The organism is Mycobacterium sp. IDUB_5 (assembly GCF_055419565.1).
The window spans coordinates 906,085-925,385 of sequence record NZ_JBVAXX010000001.1; the positions used below are offsets into that span (position 1 = coordinate 906,085).

Here is a 19,301-nt window from a genome sequence, read left to right on the forward strand (position 1 = left end):
GTCAGTGCGCCCCGCTGTGCACCATCTGCTCGTGTGTGGCCCGGGACGCGCTCCCTGGCGCACCCGCAGGGACAACCAACACAGGCACTGCGGCGTGGGCGATCACGGCCGCGGTGACGCTGCCCTGCAGATGGCCCACCAGTCCGCTGCGGCGGTGCGGCCCCAGCACGATCATCGCGGCGTCGTGCTCGGTGGCGGCCGCGACGATGCCCTTCCACGTCGGAGTCGCCTCGACCGCCACGCTGCAGGCATGCAAGCCCGCCGCTTCGGCGAGCGAAGCACCATGCGCGGCAGTCTTTTCCGCGGCCGACCGGACATCGCCCGCCCGGTCGGCGTCGACGCGGTCGTCGTCCACCGGACGGAAGCCGACGTCGACCGGCTGCCAGACGCAGACCACGACGGCGTCGCGGTGCGGCGCCAGGTGTTCGGTGGCCCGGGAAATCGCCGCCGCTGCGAGTTCGGTGCCGTCGTAGGCGAACAGGATCGGCCGGTCGCCGGTCGCCGTCAGGACGGGCGCCGGAGCAGGGGTACTGCCGAGAGTGCTGGGGCCCGGTGTCGTCGGGAGTCTGCGCAGGCGTGCCAGCAGCGGCGGTGAATACCACGCGGGGGAGTCCCCGTCGAGGAACTCGTCGAGGTCCGGCGTCTGAGGCCTGGCTCCGCTCAGCGCGTAGACCGCCACCCCGAACGCGGCACCGCCGATCGCGAGACCGAACCCGACCCACAGTGCGATGCCGGTCCCGGCGACGAGATCGTCGGACACCCGGGTGGCCAGGTGGGCGAAGATCGGCGCCACCATGAACGCCGCGACAGCACGCAACAATTCGATGATCGCGAACACCCGTTGCAGGCTGTTCGACTGCAGCGAGAAGCCGGCGACGAACAGCGCGGGCGCCACGGTGGCGCCGAGCGCGAGCCCGGTCAGGGCCGAACCGAGAAGCGCCAGTGAATGATTCGCCGGCAGCGAGAGTCGGAACACCAGAATGCCTGCGGCGAGCAGCCCCATCCCGACCAGGGGCAGGTAGTGCATCGCGCGGCGGGAGATCACGAAGCCGAACACGACGGCCATCACGATCGCGCCGCCGAGTTCCGGCAGGTAGAGCAGTCCGACCTGGACGGGGCTGAACGATTGCAGGAACACCGCGGCGGTCAGCGCGGTCGCGGCCACCGACGCGGCCGCAGCGAACAGCGCCACGCCGACGCCGGCCACCGGGATCGCACTGGTGAGCATCGTGCGGATCGTCAGCAGCGGCCGGGCGGCGCGGTACTGGTAGACGATGAGCGCGACGATCAGCAACAGCCCGCCGAGCATCGGGACGGTCACCGCGAGATCGGAGATCTCATGGCTGGTCAGTTGGGCGGCTCCGACGAACGCCGCCGTGCACCCCACCGTGGCCAGCGCGATGGCAGGCAGGTCGCGGGGCGCATCACGGTCGGCGGGAGGCGCGTCGTCGAACGTCAGCACGGCCAGCACGAGGGCGGCCAGCGCGACCGCAGCGACGATCCAGAACAGGGGCCGCCATGCGTGCGCTTCGGCTTGTGCACCGCCGATGAACGGGCCGAGTGCGACGGCGCCGAACACGCACATGTTCATGATCACTGCGGTGTTGCGCAACTTGTCGCGGGGGAAGCCGATGGTCAGCGGCGGAGCGGCGGCGATCAACAGCATGCTGGTCGACAAGCCCTGCAGAACGTGTCCGATCACGAACGTCGGCGCATTCGGCGCGGCCGCGACAGTCACCGATCCGACCACCAGCAGCACCGCGTAGCCGACCAGCATCCGGCGCTGCGGCAGGTGCTGGGCGAACTGCACGGCCAGCACGGTGCCGACCGCGTACGCGGCGTTGCCCAGTCCCGAACTGATCGCCATCGTCTGCGCACTCATGTGCAGCTGTTCGCTGATGATCGGCACCAACGGGTCGAGTGCGGCCGACAACGCCAGGTAGGGGATCAGCGCCAGCGTGACCATGGCGGCCACCGCGGGGTATCGCCCGGCCAGGGGTCCTTGGCGCATCAGCAGCACCCACCGGAAACACGGTCACGATGCGAGAAGAGGGCCACGTTGGGCGGCAACCGGGTCCCGGCGCCCGGCATTCCCCGATCAGCGGTGTTCCCAGGGACCTCCCAGGAAAACGGTCAGATCACCGGAGGTGTGCCGATGCGGATGATCTGCCCGGTGTCGTAGCGCAACTGATAGAGGGCCCCGTCGGTGCCCTGCGCGAGTACGACGGTCCCGCCGGCCTGTGCATCGAAGTCCCGGACGTTCCCGCAGGAGGAGAAGTCGGCAGTGCAGTCCAGCGCCTTGATCCAGCCCTTCACCAGGTCGGCGACCAGCAGGGTGTTCTGGAACTCGTCACCGAGCTGGCCCCCGTTGTAGAACAGCACCGACGTGATGGCCGCGCCGCCGCTGCCGTGCCCGTAGGTGTAGATCGGGTCCTGCACGCCCACGCAGTCACTGGTGCAGAGGCCCTCCGAGCCGGGCCATCCGTAGTTGCCCCCGGCGATGACGTTGTCGACCTCTTCGAAGGAGTTCTCGCCGACGTCGGCGACCAGCAGCTGACCGCTGGGAGTGAAGGTCAGCCGGAACGGGTTGCGGAAGCCGTACGCGTAGATCTGCGGCAGCGCCCCGTCGCCCAGGTCCGGGTTGTCGTCGGGGACCGTGCCGTCGGGATTGATCCGGATGATCTTGCCGTGGATGGTGCCGAGGTCTTGGGCGTTGTCGGAGTTCTTGTTGTCGCCGACGCCCCAGTAGAGCATCCCGTCGGGACCGAATCCGAGTGCGCCGCCGTGGTGGAAGAAGGCCGAGGGGTCCGTCGACTGCAGCAAGACCTTCTGGGAGCCGAACACCACGCGGTCGCCGCGCACGGTCAGCCGCGCCAGCCGGTCCCGCGCGAAGATCGTCGTATAGGCGACGTAGATGTAGCCGTTGGTCTCGAAATCGGGGTCGACGGTCAGGCCGCCGAGGCCTCGCTCACCTTGAGTCAGCGTGGGCACCCGATAGAGCGGTCGCCGCTGGACATCACCGTCCTCGTCGACGACGCGGATCCGCCCGTTCTTCTCCGCGACGAGGATGCGGCCGTCGGGCAGGAACTGGAAGTCGGTCGGTTGCGTGAAGCCGGATGCGACGACGGTGCGTTCGGGGGCGACGTCGGCGGCCGCCACGGTCTGTCGCGTGCCCGCCGCGGTCAGCCCGGCGCCGACGAGGTCCAGCAATCGCGACGGCCGGGGGCTCGGTGCGGCCGGCTCGGCCGGTTCGGGCGAGTCGATCGTCACGGTGCGTTCGTGGCGCTGGGCGACGCGCTCGGCGCGGTCGGCGGCGCGCTCCTCGCGGGCGGCTGCGCGGTCGGCCCGGGCTTCGGCCCGGCGGGTGGCGCGATCGTTGCGTGCCTCGCTGCTCTCGGCGCTATCGCGGCGCACTCGGGGGCCTGCAGCCGACGGCGAATCGCCTTGTGTTGCAACGTTCCTCGCAGTCGACGGCGGCGACGACGACGTATCGTCGTCCGCGGACGCGACTGCCTGGCCCGTCATGACCGCCGCACCGATACCGAGGGCGATGGCGAGGCCCCCGACTCGGCCGATGTGGAGAGCGGATCTGGCCGCTGACGACGATTCCCCCATGACGCCTCCTTGCGAGCGGGGTCCCAGCACCGCTCTGTCGGCGGTAACCGAGCAACATCCCGATGGGGCGACTGTAGGTCGCGCATGGGGAGCGCATTGCGTTTTCGGCGTGAAATCTGTGACGTCGCTGTGCGGGCGGGATGCGCAGGCGAGCAACACTTTTCGCGCATCGTGGCATGTCAAGATCGAAACATGCAGAGTCGTTCGGATATGGCGAAGGCGCCCCGCTCGCCGGGCGCGATCCCGTAAGGGCCGATGAGTTCAGCCCGCGAGCTCAGCAAACACAACACGACACCAGGTTGCCGATCATGACCGATCGATGACCATCGGTGTGATCCAGCTCACAACGGCGTATCCTCGAAGTATCCCGGCGAAGAAGGGAGTTGCCATGAAAGGCGCTCATCGCGATCCGGTGGATCACGTTCGCACGACTCTGCCGCACAGCGGGGAATCCTTCATCGACACGCTGTGGTTGCCCGGACTGCTGCTGATTGCAATCGGCACGGTACTGATCGCGGGCACCGTCGCCGCGACGGCATACGGCAACCGTGATCTGTCGCTGATCCTGGGGCTCATCGCCGGAGCGCTCGTGACCGCGGGTGCCCTCCTGATCGCGCTGGAGCATCAGCGGGTCAAGCGCGTCGAGAGGCGGTGGCAGAGGGAACATCCCGACCACCGAGATCTTCGTGCGAGCTAGCTGAGGCTGCTGACAGCAACATCGTGGTTCGGCCGCCGCCGGGCCAGATTCGGCGAATTGACGCGTGGATCATGATCGATTTCTGGGCAATCTCCGCGAAACGCCATATCAGCAAATATTCCGCCATACACTGCCGAACACCACGCGAGGGGGAGGCAATGGGTATTCGTCGGGCGGGCACGCAGGGCAGGCATCGGGCACGGAAGCAGCAGTCGAGCGGTGGACGGCGGCGGGCCAAGGCGGCGGTGACCGCCGTCGGCATGGCTGGAGTTGCCGTCGCCGGTGCGGCGATGCTTGGGACAGCCCCGACGATGTCGGTGAGCCCGCAGCTGCTCGCGACCCTGCACTACCTGCGTGGCACCACGAACGGTCATCAGGCGACGCAGCAGGAGTTCGAGGACTTCATCGGTGTCGTGGTCGACGGCACGGGCGCCCCAGAGACCGATGGCCCTTATGAGAAGGTCGACTACAACGCCGGATTCTGGCCCATCTCGGCGGGCGGCTTCAAGGACCTGAAGTTCGACGATTCGGTCGCCGAGGGCGTGGCCAACCTGGCAGAGGCGAGTCCGGCCAACGGCGACGTGATCTTCGGTTTCTCCCAGGGGGCGGCCGTCGCGTCGCAGTACAAGGCGACCCACGAGGGCAACACCTATATCTTGGTCGCGAATCCGAACCGGCCCAACGGCGGCATCCTGGAGCGCTTCGCTGGACTACACATCCCGATCCTTGACGTCAGCTTCAACGGAGCCACCCCTGACAACGGCGATCCCACCATCGACGTCGCCCGCCAGTACGACGGCTGGTCCGATTTCCCGACGTATCTGTGGAATCCACTGGCGATCGCCAACGCGATCGCGGGGATGGCTCTGGTGCACGGCAACACCCAGTTCGAGCTGACGGCCGAGGATCTGATCGCGGCCAGGGAATCGGGCGACAGTGACTACTACCAGGTGGACGAGGGCACCAACACCACCTATTACGTGGTGCGGACCTACCCGATCCCGCTGTTGATCCCGCTGGATCCGTTCCTGCCTGACGCGGTGATCGCGGCACTCGACGCGCCACTTCGCAAGATCATCGAAACTGCTTACGACAGAAGTGATTACGGTGCGCCGACGCGCGCCACCATTTTCCCGCGCCGGAACGTGCAGCCGGAGGTGGCGACCGTGGACGAGCCGCAGGTCGTCGAGCCGGCGCAGCCGCAGCGGTCGACGCCGGAGCCGCGCGAGCAGGACGAGGACCGGGACCAGGGCACGAAGCGCTCGTCGTGGCACCCCGGAAAGCATCTTCGCGAGGCGCTGGAGGAGGCGAACGCGACCCGCCACGAGAAGAAGAGTGCTCGTCAGGGGCGTGAGGACTCCGCCTCGAACGATGACGCGACGAGCGAGGATGCCCCGAAGAAGGTCCAGGCCCCGTCGGACGACTCGACGTCCGCCGGCCCCGCCGCGAAGGGCGAGGCCGCCTGACCTCTGGTCACCACACGCGGTGGACGTGGCGGTGGAGGCGGTGCCGGTACTCCGCTGGGTTCGAGATGTGAGCGTTCGGGGTGTGAGCCTTCGGTGACGTGACGATGGAGGGGCCGAACACCCGCGGCTGGGTCGGCATGTGCGACCGGGTGTCACGCGGGGTGCTCGGCGCATGGCCGTTGTGCGTCGTGGTCACATGGGTGGTGGAGGGGGTAGCCGCGGCGGCAGTTCCGGTGAGTCCGAGTGCACCACCCAGGATGCCGGCGGTGAGCAGGGGGGCGGCGACGATGCGAGCGGTGATGTTCATGATGATTTCCTTTGTCTGCGTTGGTATTTGATTTTCCTGCCGGTTGTTTCGGCGTTGATACGAGAATGCCCGGCGTCGGGGGTCGCCGTCTGTCCACCGGGCGGCGGATGGCCAGGACGAAACCCTGGTCCTCCGATCGGGGGATACCGGTCCGCTGGTGGGGTGCGGCGCGGGATGCGATGTTGTAGCGATGACGTCTGCGCACTGCTCGCGATGCGGCGCCGAGCGGCCGTCGTGGTTGGGGGAGCCGCATCGCTGCGTCGGCAACGCCGACCTGTCCTGGCTGAGCTTCCATGAGATGAGTGCGTCCGCGGCGATGGCCTGGCGGCGCCACCTGCTCGAGGGTGCGCCGTGAGCGGGATTTGCGGGTCGCGGCACGCGCGGTAGGGTCGTCGGTTAGTCGCAAAGAGATCGGATCGTGACGTCATGGACCTTGTGCTCGGCCTGTCGATGACGTCGTCATCGGTGCGCTGGGTGCTGGTCGAAGGCACCGCCGGTGACGGCGCCACCATCGATCGGGGATCCGCCGACCGTGCCGGCGTGGATGCCGGCGCGTTGCTCGACTCCCTGATCGGCGAAGACACCTCCCGACGCCTGCACGCCGTCGGCCTGACCTGGTGTTCCACCGCGGAGAGCACCGCGAGTGCGGTGTGGCAGGCGCTCACCGACCGCGGAGTCGAGAACGTCATCGCGGTCTCAGATGTCGAGGCGGCCGAGACTCTGGCGCTCGGTATCGCCGATGTCGCCGGACACGAGCGCGTCATGGTCTACGTCGCCGAACCCGCCGCATCGGTGCTGGTCGGGGTGAACCCCGATGGCGTCACGGCCGACCGTGTTGACGTGGCCGCGCTCGCCCACGCACAGCTCCCGGCGGCCGACGCGGCGGTCGTGCTGGGTTCCGGTGATGTCGCGGGGGCGATGGCCGTCCTGCAGCAGCGCACGGACGCCGCCGTGGTGTCCGCCGATCAATCGGAGCTGGCTCTCGCGCGAGGGGCTGCGTCGGCGGCGGCATCGGCGGTCGCTCTCCTCGACGTCGCCCATCGATCCTCGGGGCGGCGCCTCTCGACCACCGCCGTGCTGGCCTCGGTGCTGGCCGCGGCCGTCGTGACGCTCGTCGTGTCGGTGTCGGCGGCCGTCGGTCTCAGCCTCACCCCCGATCCCGCCCCGCAGATGGCGCGCTCAGTGCAGAACGAGGTCCCCGAGGCGGCCCCGCCTGCCCCTGAGGTCGTGGCTCCTCCTGCGCCGGCCGCTCCGCCGCCGGTGCCCGCGGCGCCCGTCGCCAACGAAGCGCCCGCACCCGAGGCCGTGCAACTGCCCGCTCCACCCGAGGTGGCGCCTGTGGTGGAGGAGCCTGCGGCGGCCGCGCCCGCGCCAGCGCCGGAGTACGTCCCGCCGGCACCCCCGCCGGACTATCTGGCTCCCGCGCCGGGTGCACCCGTCCTGGTGCCCCCGGGCGGACCGCTCCCGGCGGCCGTGCCTCCTCCGGTGGTCGTCGACAATCCTCAGCCGCGGCTGCGGGATCGCATCATCGAACGCATCCCGATCATCAACCGGTTCCACGAGCCGCAGTACGACTACACGCCCTAGCCGGCGGTCCCGGCGACCACGTTGCGTAGCGGCGTGCCCTGCTGCAACCGCAGGATGTTCGCTGCGACATCCTCGACGCGGCCTGCGAAGGTATCCGACGTGACGCCCGACGAGTGCGGTGTCATCAGCACGTTGGGTAGCTCCCCGAAGGGGAGATCGCTCGGGGCACAGGGGGTTCCGTCGGTCGGATAGCGATACCAGACGTCTATCGCGGCTGCGGCGATCACGCCCTCGGTCAACGCCTCGTAGAGCGCCTGTTCCTGCACCAACGGGCCGCGCCCGACGTTGATCAGTACCCCCTCGGGGCCCAGTGCCGCGAGCTCCGAGGCGCCGATCATTCCCGTGGTGGCGGAGTTCAGCGGGGCCGACACCACGACGACATCACTGTCGCGCATCAGTCGGTCGAGCGCGCTCGTGTCGTCCACCCACGCGAGCCCCGCGTCATCTGCGGCCCTGCCCGAACCGGTGACAGCAACCGCAGTGCAACCGAACGCGCGCAACAGTTTCCAGCTGCACTGACCGATGTGGCCGAACCCGACGAAGCCGATCCGCGCCTCGCCCAGTGTGGAGGCCTGGTCGATCGTCCGGTCGTAGACCGATGTCGCCCAGACACCCTCACGGAGCGCGCGATCCTGGACGAGGAAGCGGCGGCGCAACATCACCGCGGCAGCAGCCACGTACTCGGCGATCGAACGTTCGTGGTGAAAGGTGTTGGCGACGAGCGTTTCGGGGCTCAGTGCCGCGAAGTCGATCTTGTCGGTGCCGGCACCGGCGACGTGGATCAGGCGCAGCTTCTCGGCGGGGCGTGCCATGTCGGCGGTGAAGCGGCTGCCGACGTACACGTCCGCATCGCGCAGGTCCGACTCGGTGGCACCGTCGGGGAGCCAGTGGATGTCCGATCCAGCGGGTGCCTTTGCCTCGAAGCGATCGCGGTGCGGCAGGAGGTTGGGGTCGGCGACGACGATCTTCACGTCAATTCCTGTGCAGTGCAGGTCGTTTGCTGTCGAATGTCCAGCCGGGGATCAGGTACTGCATCGCGACGGAATCGTCGCGGCTGCCGAGACCTTCGGCGCGGTACAGCGCATGGGCCGCCGTGACGGCGGCGTCGTCGAGCGTCACACCCAACCCCGGCGCATCAGGCACGGTCAGGTGACCGTCGACGATGTCGTAGGGGTCGGCGGTGATCGCTTGGCCGTCCTGCCAGATCCAGTGGGTGTCGATCGCGGTGATGTTGCCTGGCGCGGCCGCGGCGACGTGGGTGAACATCGCCAGTGACACGTCGAAGTGGTTGTTGGAGTGCGATCCCCATGTCAGCCCCCAGGCGTCGCACAACTGTGCGACACGCACCGAACCCGCCATCGTCCAGAAGTGGGGATCGGCCAGCGGGATGTCGACCGCTCCCGACCGAATCGCATGCCCCATCTCCCGCCAGTCGGTGGCGATCATGTTCGTCGCGGTGGGTAGTCCGGTGGCCCGCTTGAATTCCGCCATCACCTCCCGTCCGGAGAAGCCGCCCTCCGGCCCGACAGGATCTTCGGCGTAGGCGAGCACATCGCGGAGCTCGCGGCAGGTCCGGATCGCGTCGTCGAGCAGCCACCCACCATTGGGGTCGAGGGTGATCCGCGCCTCCGGGAAGCGTTCGGCCAAGGCGATGACGGCTTTCGCCTCGTCGGCCGCGGGCAGTACTCCGCCCTTGAGTTTGAAATCGGCGAACCCGTAGCGGGCCTGTGCGGCCTCGGCGAGTCGGACGATTGCGTCGGGCGTCAGCGCCTCGTCGTGGCGCACCGTCATCCAATCGTCGGCGTCCGCGGATTCGTCTGCGGCAGAGCGGTAGGCGAGGTCGGTCTTGCGGCGATCGCCGACGAAGAAGAGGTATCCGAGGGCCTGCACACGGTCACGCATCTGCCCGTCGCCGAGCAACGCCGCCACCGGGACGTCGAGATGCTGACCGAGCAGGTCGAGCAGGGCCGACTCGATGGCCGTGACGGCGTGCACGGTCACTCGGAGATCGAAGGTCTGCGCGCCGCGTCCGCCGGCGTCACGGTCACGGAAGGCGTGCCGAACAGCGTTGAGCACGGCGTTGTAGTCGCCGATGCTGCGGCCGGCGATCAGGTTTCGCGCGTCCTCCAGCGTGCGGCGGATCGGTTCGCCGCCGGGTACCTCGCCGACCCCGGTGTTACCTGCGGAGTCGGTGACGACCAGGAGATTGCGGGTGAAGAAGGGCCCGTGCGCACCAGACAGGTTGAGCAGCATGCTGTCATGTCCGGCGATCGGGATGACGGTGACGTCGGTGACGACGGGTGTTTTCACGGTCTTCTTCCTCTCGAGCATCATGATGCGAACCATTTGTCGCCGTTGGCCAGGGGGCGCACGACACGGGAGACCTTGTCGCCGGTGCTCTGGAGTGCGTCGATGATCTCGCGTTCGCGCTGCGGGCTGAGCCGGCCGACGGGTATCGAGGCGCTGATCGCGTCCTGCGTGGGCCGGCAGTAGCGCAGTGGTACCGCGAAACACCGTACCCCGGCGGTGTTTTCCTGGTCGTCTGCCGCGTAACCGCGAATGCGGATCTCGTCGAGTTGGCTGTCGAGAACGGCGCGTTCGGTGATCGTCTGCGGCGTCAGTGGTGTCAGAACCGACGGGATGTGCCGCTCGCGCTCGACGCCGAACTGTTCGGCCAGCAGAGCCTTTCCGAGCGAGGTGGCGTAGGCGGGTAAGCGTCTGCCGACACGATTGGCGGTGCGCGCGTACTGCTGGGATTCGCGCGTGGCCAGGTAGACGATGTCGGTGCCGTCGAGCCGGCCGAGGTGGAATGTCTCGTCGAGGGCTGCGCGCAAATCGTCCAAAAAAGGGACGATCAGCGGAAGATACGGGTCGTTGTCGAGGTAGCTGGTACCGACCAGCAGCGCACGAATACCGATGCCGTAGAACGTCCCTGTGGGGTCCGAACGGACCCAGCCCTGACCGACGAGAGTGCGCAGGAGCGCGTGGGCACTGCTGCGCGGCATGTCGAGAGCGTCACTGATCTCCCGCAACCGGGCCGGCTCGTCGTGGCGGTCGGCGAGATACTCCAGCAGTTCGACGGTGCGGACCGCGGACTTGACCTTCCGCACCGGAAGATCTTCTGTCACAACATCTCCCTCACAAGCTCTCTCACATCGCCAACAGTTCGCGGCCGATCAGCAGCGCAGCGCCCACGGCGGAGACGATGATCGCCACTCGGCGCAGCCGGGCCGGATTCAGATGCCGGTTCACCACCATGGACAGCAGATAGCCCGCCACCGCCGCGGGCACCAGCACGGTGAAGCCCCACCAGGTGCGTTCGTCCACGGCGCCGGTGACCGCCAGCACGATCAGCGAGATCACCGATCCCACCAGGAAGAACCCGCCCATGGTGCCGCGCAACCGGGGCCCTGAATTGCGTTGCCACACCAACGCCATCGGGGGACCACCGATGGAGGTCGCCGTCCCCAGCAGGCCGGACGTCGCCCCAGCGATCACCACGTTGCGTCGGCGTGCAGTCGGAATCCAACCGCTGCTGGTCAGTACCACTCCACCGAGCACCACGGCGGCCAGCATCAGTGACAGCGCGCGGTGCGGCAGCGCCGCGAGAAGAAGGGCGCCCGCGATGGTGCCGGGAACTCGACCGACGAGCGCCCAGCCGGTGCCGGACAGATCGATCGCCTCCCGCTCGCGGATCACGACGATCAATGTCACCAGGGTCGCCACCATGATCAGCGTGCCCGGAATCAACGCCGGCTCGACCAGGGCGACGATCGGTGCCGCGAACATCCCCATGCCGAAGCCGATGGACGCCTGCAGGGCGGACGCCAGGAGAATCGCTACGGCGAGAACGCAATACCCGCCGACACTCATGCCGGCACCGTTTCACGGCCACTCCCTTCGAGCAGCAGAGGATGGTGGCACTCGGCGGCATGGCCGGGTGTTTCAGGGTCCACGGCCACGGGCGGTGTCGTAATCGCACACACGTCGGTCGCCTTCCAGCACCGGGTCCGGAATCGGCATCCCGACGGCGGATCGATCGGTGACGGTACTTCACCCTTGAGCAGGATGCGCTCACCGCGGCGGGCACTGTCGAGTGAGGGCGCTGCCGACATCAGGGCCGCGGTGTAGGGGTGGTTGGACCGCTCGTATACCGCCTCGGTGGGCCCGTTTTCGATGATTCGGCCCAGGTACATCACGGCCACGCGGTCGGCGACGTGGCGCACCACGGACAGGTCGTGGGAGATGAAGATGTAGCTGATGCCGAGTTGGTCCTGCAGGTCGTTGAGCAGGTTGAGTACCTGCGCCTGCACCGACAGGTCGAGAGCGGACACCGGTTCGTCGCAGATGATCACGTCGGGGTCCAGCGCCAGTGCCCGTGCGATACCGATGCGCTGGCGCTGCCCACCGGAAAACTCCTGGGGATACTTGTCGGCGGCCTTGGCGCCGAGACCCACCATGTCGAGCAACCCGCGGACCCGCATGTCGCGGTCCTGCCGGTTCTTCACCACCCCTTTGTGGCTGCGCCACGGTTCGGCGATGATCTCGGCGGCGGACATGCGCGAGTTCAGTGAGGCGTAGGGATCCTGGAACACCATCTGGACCCGGCGGCGGAAGGCCAGGAGTTCAGACCCCTTGAGGCTGAAGGGGTCGACGCCGTCGAAGCGCACGCTGCCCTCGTCAGGCCGCTCGAGCATCATCAGCGTCCGCGCCAGCGTGGACTTACCGCAGCCGGATTCGCCGACGAGGCCCAGTGTCTCACCGCGCTTGAGATCCAGCGTGATGCCGTCGAGTGCGCGAAGGGCGTTCTTGCCGGCGTGCGGTACCCGGAAGGACTTGCGGATGTCGCGGACCTCGAGCAGCGGGCTTCCGTTCCCGTTCGACATCGTGTGATCTGACACAGTGTGATCAGACATTGGTGACCTCTTCCGGGAAGTGGCAGGCTGTCGCGCGGTCGGTGCCCGACAGGACAGGTCGTGTCGTCGTGCAGATGTCGCGCGCCAGGGGGCAGCGGGCCTGGTAGACGCATCCAGCGGGGACAGCGTGTAGGTCAGGTGGTGAACCCCCGATGGACTTCAGGCTGTCGCCGCGGCGGGCGTTGACCGGGACCGAATTCAGCAGCCCCTTCGTGTAGGGATGGCGGGGATTCGCGAACACCTCGGCGACAGAGCCGGTCTCGACGATGTTGCCGGCGTACATCACGGCGACGCGGTCGGCCTCTTCGGCGACCAGGGCGAGATCGTGGGTGATGAGGACGACGGCCATGTTGTATTCGGTACGCAGATCCCGCAGCAGCGCCATGATCTGTGCCTGCACCGTGACGTCGAGTGCCGTGGTGGGCTCGTCGGCGATCAACACGCTGGGATTGAGTGCGACGGCCATCGCGATCAGCAGCCGCTGGCGCATGCCGCCGGAGAACTGGTGCGGGTAGGAGTTCATCCTCGTCTCGGGCTGCGGAATTCCCACCCGGGCCATCAACTCGACAGCCTTGCTCTTGGCCTCCTTCGCGGAGAGCCCGTGGTGTATCCGAAACGGTTCGGCCAGTTGGGTTCCGACCGTGTAGAGCGGGTTGAGTGCGGTCAGTGCATCCTGGAACACGATCGCCAGTTCGGTGCCTGCCATCGCGCGCCGCTTCTTGCGGTCGGCCGTCACCAGATCGACGGTTCCGCCCTGGTGTGCGAGTCGTGCGCTGCCACCGACGATGTCGGCGACCGGCTCGAGCAGCCCGACCAGGGCCGTCGCCGTCATCGACTTGCCGCAGCCGGATTCGCCGAGCAGAGCCAGGGTTTCGCCGCGGCGCGCGCCGAAGGACACCTCGTTGACGGCCCGCAGGGTCCCCGAGATCGTGCGGACCTCGACCGACAGGCGGTCGACCTCGAGGACGGGCGAGGTGTCGACGTGGATGTCGTGGTCAGCGAGTGCACTCATCGCAGTGCCTTTCCGGTCTTGGTGAAGGCGGCCAACCGCTTCTGCGGGACGGTGAGACGCCACCGCTGGCCGGGGTCGGTGGCGATGCGCGCCCAGGCGGCCAGAACCGTCGCCGAGACGGTGGTGATCACAATGGCCAGGCCGGGGAAGAACGACAGCCACCAGGCGCTGTGCAGATAGGTGCGGCCCTGGGAGACCATCAGACCCCAGCTGACGTCCGGTGGCTGGATTCCGATGCCCAGGAAGCTCAGCGAGCTCTCGGCGAGCATGACGTAGCAGAAGTCGAGCGTCGCGACGGTGAGCAGGGTGGGAAGCACGATCGGCAGCACGTGCCGGCCGATGATCGAGTTGGCGCTGGCACCGAACGTGCGTGCCGCGTCGACGAAGACCCGGCTCTGCAGTTCGGCGGACTCGGCGCGGGCGGTGCGCAGGTACACCGGGATGCGGGTGATGGCCAGCACTGCAACGATGTTGGCAGCGCTGGGGGAGAAGACGTAGAGCACGACGACGGCGAGCAGCAGGGACGGGAAGCTCATGATCACGTCGGCGATGCGCATCGCCACCGTCTCGCGCCAGCCCCGGTGGTAGCCCGCCCACATGCCGATCGCGGAGCCGACGACCGCGGAGATCACCACTGCGGGTACGGCTACCGACAGCGTGGTGCGGCACGCGACGACGAGCCGGGCGAGCATGCTCCGCCCCAGCGGGTCGGTGCCCAGGATGTTCGCCCAGCCGTGGCTGAGGGTGAACGGCGCCTGGTTGGAGTTGTCCAGATCGATGCGCGTGGCGAGGTCGCCGAACACGACGGGGCCGAGCAGCGCCGTGAGGAACACGAGTCCGAGGACACATGCGGCGGCGAATGCCACGCGGTCGTTGACCAGCAACCGGAACCACAGGGAGCGGCCCCGCATACGTGCGGTGTCGGTGTCGTCTTCGCCGACGATAGCCGTGGTGGGTTTGACCGGGATCAGGTCGATCTGCGTCATGAGTGTGCTCCTAGCGGTCTTAGATGCGAGCCGGTTCCCGCACCCGCGCGTCGAGCAGCGCGTAGCAGGCGTCGATGAAGATGTTGAGCAGGAAAATGCTGACTGCGGTGAGCAGCACCGCGGCTTGGAGGACCGCGAAGTCGCGCTGCAGGATCGCGTCGATCATCAGTTTCCCGATGCCGGGCCAGCCGAAGATCGCCTCGACCACGACCGCGCCGTTGATGAGGCCGACGGCGAGGTCGCCGGCCACGGTGAGGGCCGGGGCGGCGGCGTTGCGCAGGGCGTGGTGGCTGACCACGCGGAAATCGCTGGCTCCCTTGCTTCGGGCCAGCCGCACGTACGGCGCCGACAGCGCCGAGACCATGGCCCCGCGGACCACCTGGGTGAGCACGCCGAGCGGCCGGATCATCAGCGTCGCGATCGGCAGGATCCAGCTCAGCATGCCGTCGTCGACCCCGGAGGTGGGTAGCCAGCCGAGCAGCACGGCAAAGAGCCACACGCCGGTGATGGCGAACCAGAAGTCGGGGATCGACGCGGCGGTCATGGACAGCAGGCTGGAGAACCGGTCGGCCAGCGAGTTGGGGCGGTACGCGGCCCAGCAGCCGATGACGACGGCTCCGACGATCGCCAGGAGCATCGTGGTGATCGCCAGCTGCAGTGTGGCCGGGAAGGCCCGCAGAGCCATGTCCGCCGCGGATTCACCGGTGCGCAGCGAGGTGCCGAAGTCGAGGTGGATGACACCCTTGAAGTAGTCCATCAACTGGGTGATCAGCGGATCGTTGAAGCCGTTCGCCGCGGCGAACTCGGAGCGCTGGTCGGCGGTGGCGGACTCGGGCAGGTACAGGTTGGTGGGGTCACCGGTGAGCCGGGCGAGGAGAAACACGCCGAGCAACACGATGATCAACGGCAGTGCGCTGGAGTACATCCGGCGCCGGACGAAGGGGAACATGGGGCTGGCCTTCCTGTTGCTCAGGACTGGTCGGTGCGGTCGTCACCGGCGGGAGTCATCGCGGCGAGCCGCATCTCGTCGCCCGTGGCCGGATCGGGGGTGTAGTCGACGCGGGGGGACTTGCCGAGGATGCCTTTCATGTGGGCGATGTAGGCCATCTGCATGATCTCCTTGGGTTCCTCGGCGAACAGGGCGGCGAATGCGTCTTGACGGGCCTGCCCGGTCAGCGCCTCGGCCGCGCGGATCTCATTGTCGAATTTCTTTGTCCCGTAGGCACTTTGCGGGCCATCCGAGAGCATGTACTGATCCATGGTGAACGCGGCATCACCAGCCTGGTTGCCGTGCATGATCATCAGCAGGTAGGGCCCGGTGTCGGCCGGGAACGGCCGCAGCTGGTACTCCAGCTGATTGGACGTGTCCATCATTTCGATCTTGACGTTGAGCCCGATCTCGGTGAACTCGGCCTGCAGCACCTCGATGGTTTCGCTGATGTTCGGGAACTGCGCGGTGCGGCCGATCAACCGGATCTGGGTGCCGACGGGCACACCGTCGGCTTTCGCCTCGGCGATCAGCTGCTTGGCTTTGTCGGTGTCGTGCGGCCACAGCTGCAGTTGGTCGTTGTAACCGACGACACCGGACGGAATCAGCTGTGCGGCAGGCTGGCCCAGGCCGCGGAACAGCGCTTTGACGATTCCGGTGCGGTTGACGGCGTAGTTGATGGCCTGGCGCACCCGGATGTCGTCGAGCGGCGGCTCGGTGGCTTGCATGCGCAGAGCTGTGGTCTCGTTGTTCTGGAACGGGACGCCCCGGTCGCCGGCGCCGTCCTCGGGCCCAAGGCCGGTGGCGATGTCCGCCTCGTCGTTGATGATCATCGCCGCGCGCACGCTTCCCTCACTGCGCCAACGGTATTCGGCAGTGGCGAAGGCCGGAGCGGGGCCCCAGTATGTAGGGTTGCGCTTGAGTGTCAGTTTCTGTCCGTAGTCCCATGCGGCGATGGCGTAGGGGCCGGTGCCGATCGGCTCGCGCACCTTCTCGGTGATGCTGGTGGTGCGTGGCACCATCTCCACGAATGAGATACGCAGCGGCAGAATCGGATCCGGTTCAGTGGTGCCGACCACGACCGTTGTCGGGTTCGGGGTCTGCAGGCTGAGCTTCTCGTCACCGAACACGTAGCCGTCGACGTTGCATTGCAAATCGGAGTTGACGGCCCGGTCGATCGAGAATGCCGCGTCCTCGGAGGTGAAGGGTGCCCCGTCGGAGAACGTCACGCCGTCGCGCAGGTGGAAGGTCCACTGGGTGGGGCTCGTCTGCGTCCACTCGGTGGAAAGCAGCGGAGTCAGATCGCCGGTGGTGGCGTCGCGCTCCAGCAGGGGCTCGGTGATGTTGGAACGCACCACGATGCCGGTCGAGGTGAGCGAGCTCTCGCACGGTTCCAGAGTGGGCGGCTCCTGCTGGAGAACGATGCGCAGCGTGCCCGGGTCGTATCCCCCGCCGCCGGAGTTCGCGACAGAGCAACCACTCGCGGTGACTGCCGCGACGGTGAGTACGGCAACGACTGCGGGTTTCATGGGTCCTCCCGGGCTGGGGGCTGTGACGTCCACGTATGTAGATGCAAGCTGTGATGGCAACCACACCGTAAGAGCCGGTTTCCACGAGCGTCAACCCCGCTCAAATGGCGCTTCGGGTGGCTTTTCGGCGGCCCCGAATCGCGTCAGGACACCTTGAAAACCGTTCTGAACAGTGCTTTTACGAGTGCCGTCGGGATGCCGATACTCGAATCGAGCCCGCATCGAACTGATGATGCCGTTTCGCTATAAGTCCATGCCAATTCGGACGTAGACGGGTATCCGCAGGTCGCCGTAGCGTGGTGCGCTATGAGCATCAATGCTGGGGTTCTGCAGGTCGGTCCACTCAAGCCGTCGCTCGAGCAGACGCTGGTCCGGGAGTACGGCGCGAGAACGCTTCCTGAGTCGACCGACGAGCGGGCGACGTTCCTTGCCGAACACGGCGCGGACATCACCGCGGTGGTCACTTCGGGTCGTACCGGCGTGGATGCCGAGCTGATGGCTGCCCTGCCTCACCTCGGCGCGGTGATCAATTTCGGTGTCGGCTACGACACCACGGATGTGGAGGCGGCCGCAGCCCGGGGAATCGGCGTGAGCAACACCCCCGATGTGCTGACCGATTGCGTGGCCGACACGGCGGTGGGTCTGCTGATCGACACGTTGCGACAGTTCTCGGCGTCCGACCGGTATGTGCGGGCCGGCCGGTGGCCGGTCGAGGGTTCCTATCCGTTGACCCGCCAGGTGAGCAACACCCGGGTGGGAATAATCGGTCTGGGCCGCATCGGCACAGCAATCGCTCACCGGCTCAGTGCATTTGGATGCTCGATCAGCTATCACAATCGTCATCGGGTAGCCGATTCGCCCTACGCGTACGCGGCGTCGCCCGTGGAGCTGGCGCGAGGGGTCGACATCCTGGTGATCGCCGCGGCCGGCGGTGATGGCACGCGCGGCTTGGTCGGCCGCGAGGTCATCGACGCGCTCGGTGCCGACGGCTATCTGATCAACATCGCCCGCGGCAGCGTCGTCGACGAAGAGGCCCTGGTGTCTGCTCTTCTGCAGCGGAGGCTCGCGGGCGCGGGCCTCGACGTATTCGCCCACGAGCCGAAGGTGCCCGAGGTGCTCTACGGGTTGGACACCGTGGTGTTGCTCCCGCACGTGGCCAGCGGAACGGTGCAGACGCGCGCGGCGATGGAGGCGCTGACCCTGCGCAATCTGGAGAGCTTTCTCGCCACGGGGCAACTGGTCACGCCGGTCTGATCGGCGTCAGTCCACGGTTTCGACGAGGTCGTCGGTCGTCCACTCCTGCGGGGGCAACACATCGCGCAGGACCCGCAGAAGAGCGGGGTTCGTCGAGTCGCCCCTCCACACGGCGTCGAGCTCGACGGGCCGTTCGCGAAACGCCCCGATCGTTCGGAACACGACGCCCTCGGGGTGCAGCGTCGCCGCTGAGGCCGGTACCAGCGCGATCCCGATGCCGGAGCGTACGAGCACCAGCATCGTGTGCACCTGTGTCACGTACTGGACGTACCTCGGTGTGGCCCCCGCGATGGTGAAGGTCGAGATCAGCAGTTCGTTGAAATAGCGTGCCTGCACCGGCGAGTACATCACGACGTCTTGCCCGTCGAGGTCGGTGAGCGTCAACTGGCGGGGAAGCTCGGCCAGGGGATGACCGACGGGCAGCGCCGCGATCAACTGCTCGTGGAGCAGCGGCCGCGACACCAGCCCTGGCCGCTTGAGGGGCGGCCGGGCCATGCCCAGATCCAGCTCACCGGTCGCCAGCCCCTCGATCTGGGCCGCGGTCACCATCTCGCGCAGATCGAGCGTCACATCGGGAAGACGTTCCCGCGCGCGCTCGAGCAGTCGCGGCAGCACCGCGTGCGCGGACGCCGCGGTGAATCCGATGACGACCGTGCCGAGATCGCCTGCGGGAACTCGCTTCACAGTCTGCGCGGCTCCCTCGGCCAGCTGCAGGATGCGACGTGCGTCGGGCAGGAACGCAGCACCTGCCGGTGTCAGCGTGACCGTTCGGGTGGTGCGGTCGATGAGCTGCACGCCGAGCTCGCTCTCGAGCTGCTGAACCTGGCGGGACAGCGGCGGTTGCGTCATGTGCAAGCGTTCCGCCGCGCGCCCGAAATGCAGCTCTTCGGCGACCGCGACGAAGCACTGCAACCGCGCCAGGGAGAACATCAGCTCACCGTAGG

At 67.6% G+C, this 19,301-nt stretch carries 18 protein-coding genes; 5 read left to right on the forward strand and 13 right to left on the reverse strand.

The window, feature by feature from the left end; translation table 11 throughout:
- Position 1 precedes the first annotated feature (1 nt).
- Complete coding sequence (locus ACZY1G_RS04530; RefSeq protein WP_463821702.1) at positions 2-2,011, reverse strand: MFS transporter; 2,010 nt, start codon at positions 2,009-2,011, stop codon at positions 2-4.
- Positions 2,012-2,133: 122 nt separating this feature from the next.
- Positions 2,134-3,615, reverse strand: coding sequence for a PQQ-dependent sugar dehydrogenase (locus ACZY1G_RS04535; protein ID WP_463821703.1), 1,482 nt, complete (start codon positions 3,613-3,615; stop codon positions 2,134-2,136).
- A gap of 388 nt (positions 3,616-4,003) precedes the next feature.
- Here ACZY1G_RS04535 and usfY point away from each other — a divergent pair, with 388 nt between their 5' ends.
- On the forward strand, positions 4,004-4,312 hold the full coding sequence (gene usfY / locus ACZY1G_RS04540; RefSeq protein ID WP_463813915.1) for a protein UsfY: 309 nt from the start codon (positions 4,004-4,006) through the stop codon (positions 4,310-4,312).
- Between the two features lie 158 nt (positions 4,313-4,470).
- Positions 4,471-5,778, forward strand: coding sequence for a PE-PPE domain-containing protein (locus ACZY1G_RS04545; protein ID WP_463821704.1), 1,308 nt, complete (start codon positions 4,471-4,473; stop codon positions 5,776-5,778).
- Positions 5,779-5,785: 7 nt separating this feature from the next.
- Here ACZY1G_RS04545 and ACZY1G_RS04550 read toward each other — a convergent pair whose 3' ends face one another.
- Complete coding sequence (locus ACZY1G_RS04550; protein WP_463821705.1) at positions 5,786-6,085, reverse strand: hypothetical protein; 300 nt, start codon at positions 6,083-6,085, stop codon at positions 5,786-5,788.
- A gap of 190 nt (positions 6,086-6,275) precedes the next feature.
- Between ACZY1G_RS04550 and ACZY1G_RS04555 the strand changes: the two genes are divergently transcribed.
- Positions 6,276-6,440 carry a hypothetical protein gene (locus ACZY1G_RS04555; protein WP_463813918.1) on the forward strand — a complete coding sequence of 55 codons (165 nt, stop codon included), beginning with the start codon at positions 6,276-6,278 and terminating at the stop codon, positions 6,438-6,440.
- 71 nt (positions 6,441-6,511) lie between these two features.
- On the forward strand, positions 6,512-7,672 hold the full coding sequence (locus ACZY1G_RS04560) for a DUF7159 family protein (RefSeq protein ID WP_463813919.1): 1,161 nt from the start codon (positions 6,512-6,514) through the stop codon (positions 7,670-7,672).
- On the opposite strand, the gene ACZY1G_RS04565 is transcribed toward ACZY1G_RS04560, so the two are convergent.
- The 9 genes from ACZY1G_RS04565 to ACZY1G_RS04605 are packed head-to-tail and all read right to left on the reverse strand — an operon-like array spanning position 7,669 to position 17,103.
- Entirely contained in the window at positions 7,669-8,643 is a 975-nt protein-coding gene (locus ACZY1G_RS04565; RefSeq protein WP_463821706.1) for a 2-hydroxyacid dehydrogenase, read from the reverse strand. The genes ACZY1G_RS04560 and ACZY1G_RS04565 overlap by 4 nt on opposite strands.
- A 1-nt stretch (position 8,644) precedes the next feature.
- Positions 8,645-10,003: an enolase C-terminal domain-like protein gene (locus tag ACZY1G_RS04570; RefSeq protein ID WP_463821792.1), complete on the reverse strand. Its 1,359-nt coding sequence runs from the start codon at positions 10,001-10,003 to the stop codon at positions 8,645-8,647.
- Positions 10,003-10,800 (reverse strand): IclR family transcriptional regulator, encoded by a 798-nt coding sequence (locus tag ACZY1G_RS04575; protein ID WP_463821707.1) that lies wholly within the window; start codon positions 10,798-10,800, stop codon positions 10,003-10,005. Before ACZY1G_RS04575 ends, ACZY1G_RS04570 begins: the two co-directional genes overlap by 1 nt.
- A gap of 22 nt (positions 10,801-10,822) precedes the next feature.
- Positions 10,823-11,545, reverse strand: coding sequence for a sulfite exporter TauE/SafE family protein (locus ACZY1G_RS04580; RefSeq protein WP_463821708.1), 723 nt, complete (start codon positions 11,543-11,545; stop codon positions 10,823-10,825).
- Positions 11,542-12,558: an ABC transporter ATP-binding protein gene (locus ACZY1G_RS04585; protein WP_463821709.1), complete on the reverse strand. Its 1,017-nt coding sequence runs from the start codon at positions 12,556-12,558 to the stop codon at positions 11,542-11,544. The genes ACZY1G_RS04580 and ACZY1G_RS04585 overlap by 4 nt, the downstream gene beginning before the upstream one ends.
- A 22-nt stretch (positions 12,559-12,580) precedes the next feature.
- Positions 12,581-13,600: an ABC transporter ATP-binding protein gene (locus ACZY1G_RS04590; protein ID WP_463821710.1), complete on the reverse strand. Its 1,020-nt coding sequence runs from the start codon at positions 13,598-13,600 to the stop codon at positions 12,581-12,583.
- Positions 13,597-14,586: an ABC transporter permease gene (locus ACZY1G_RS04595; protein ID WP_463821711.1), complete on the reverse strand. Its 990-nt coding sequence runs from the start codon at positions 14,584-14,586 to the stop codon at positions 13,597-13,599. The genes ACZY1G_RS04590 and ACZY1G_RS04595 overlap by 4 nt, the downstream gene beginning before the upstream one ends.
- Before the next feature lie 19 nt (positions 14,587-14,605).
- A complete protein-coding gene (locus ACZY1G_RS04600; protein WP_463821712.1) occupies positions 14,606-15,535 on the reverse strand; it encodes an ABC transporter permease in 930 nt (309 codons plus the stop codon).
- 20 nt (positions 15,536-15,555) lie between these two features.
- Complete coding sequence (locus tag ACZY1G_RS04605) at positions 15,556-17,103, reverse strand: ABC transporter substrate-binding protein (RefSeq protein WP_463821713.1); 1,548 nt, start codon at positions 17,101-17,103, stop codon at positions 15,556-15,558.
- Between the two features lie 306 nt (positions 17,104-17,409).
- Between ACZY1G_RS04605 and ACZY1G_RS04610 the strand changes: the two genes are divergently transcribed.
- Positions 17,410-18,357 carry a 2-hydroxyacid dehydrogenase gene (locus tag ACZY1G_RS04610; RefSeq protein WP_463821714.1) on the forward strand — a complete coding sequence of 316 codons (948 nt, stop codon included), beginning with the start codon at positions 17,410-17,412 and terminating at the stop codon, positions 18,355-18,357.
- A 6-nt stretch (positions 18,358-18,363) separates the two neighbouring features.
- On the opposite strand, the gene ACZY1G_RS04615 is transcribed toward ACZY1G_RS04610, so the two are convergent.
- Positions 18,364-19,287 carry a LysR family transcriptional regulator gene (locus tag ACZY1G_RS04615; protein WP_463813929.1) on the reverse strand — a complete coding sequence of 308 codons (924 nt, stop codon included), beginning with the start codon at positions 19,285-19,287 and terminating at the stop codon, positions 18,364-18,366.
- Positions 19,288-19,301 lie beyond the last annotated feature (14 nt).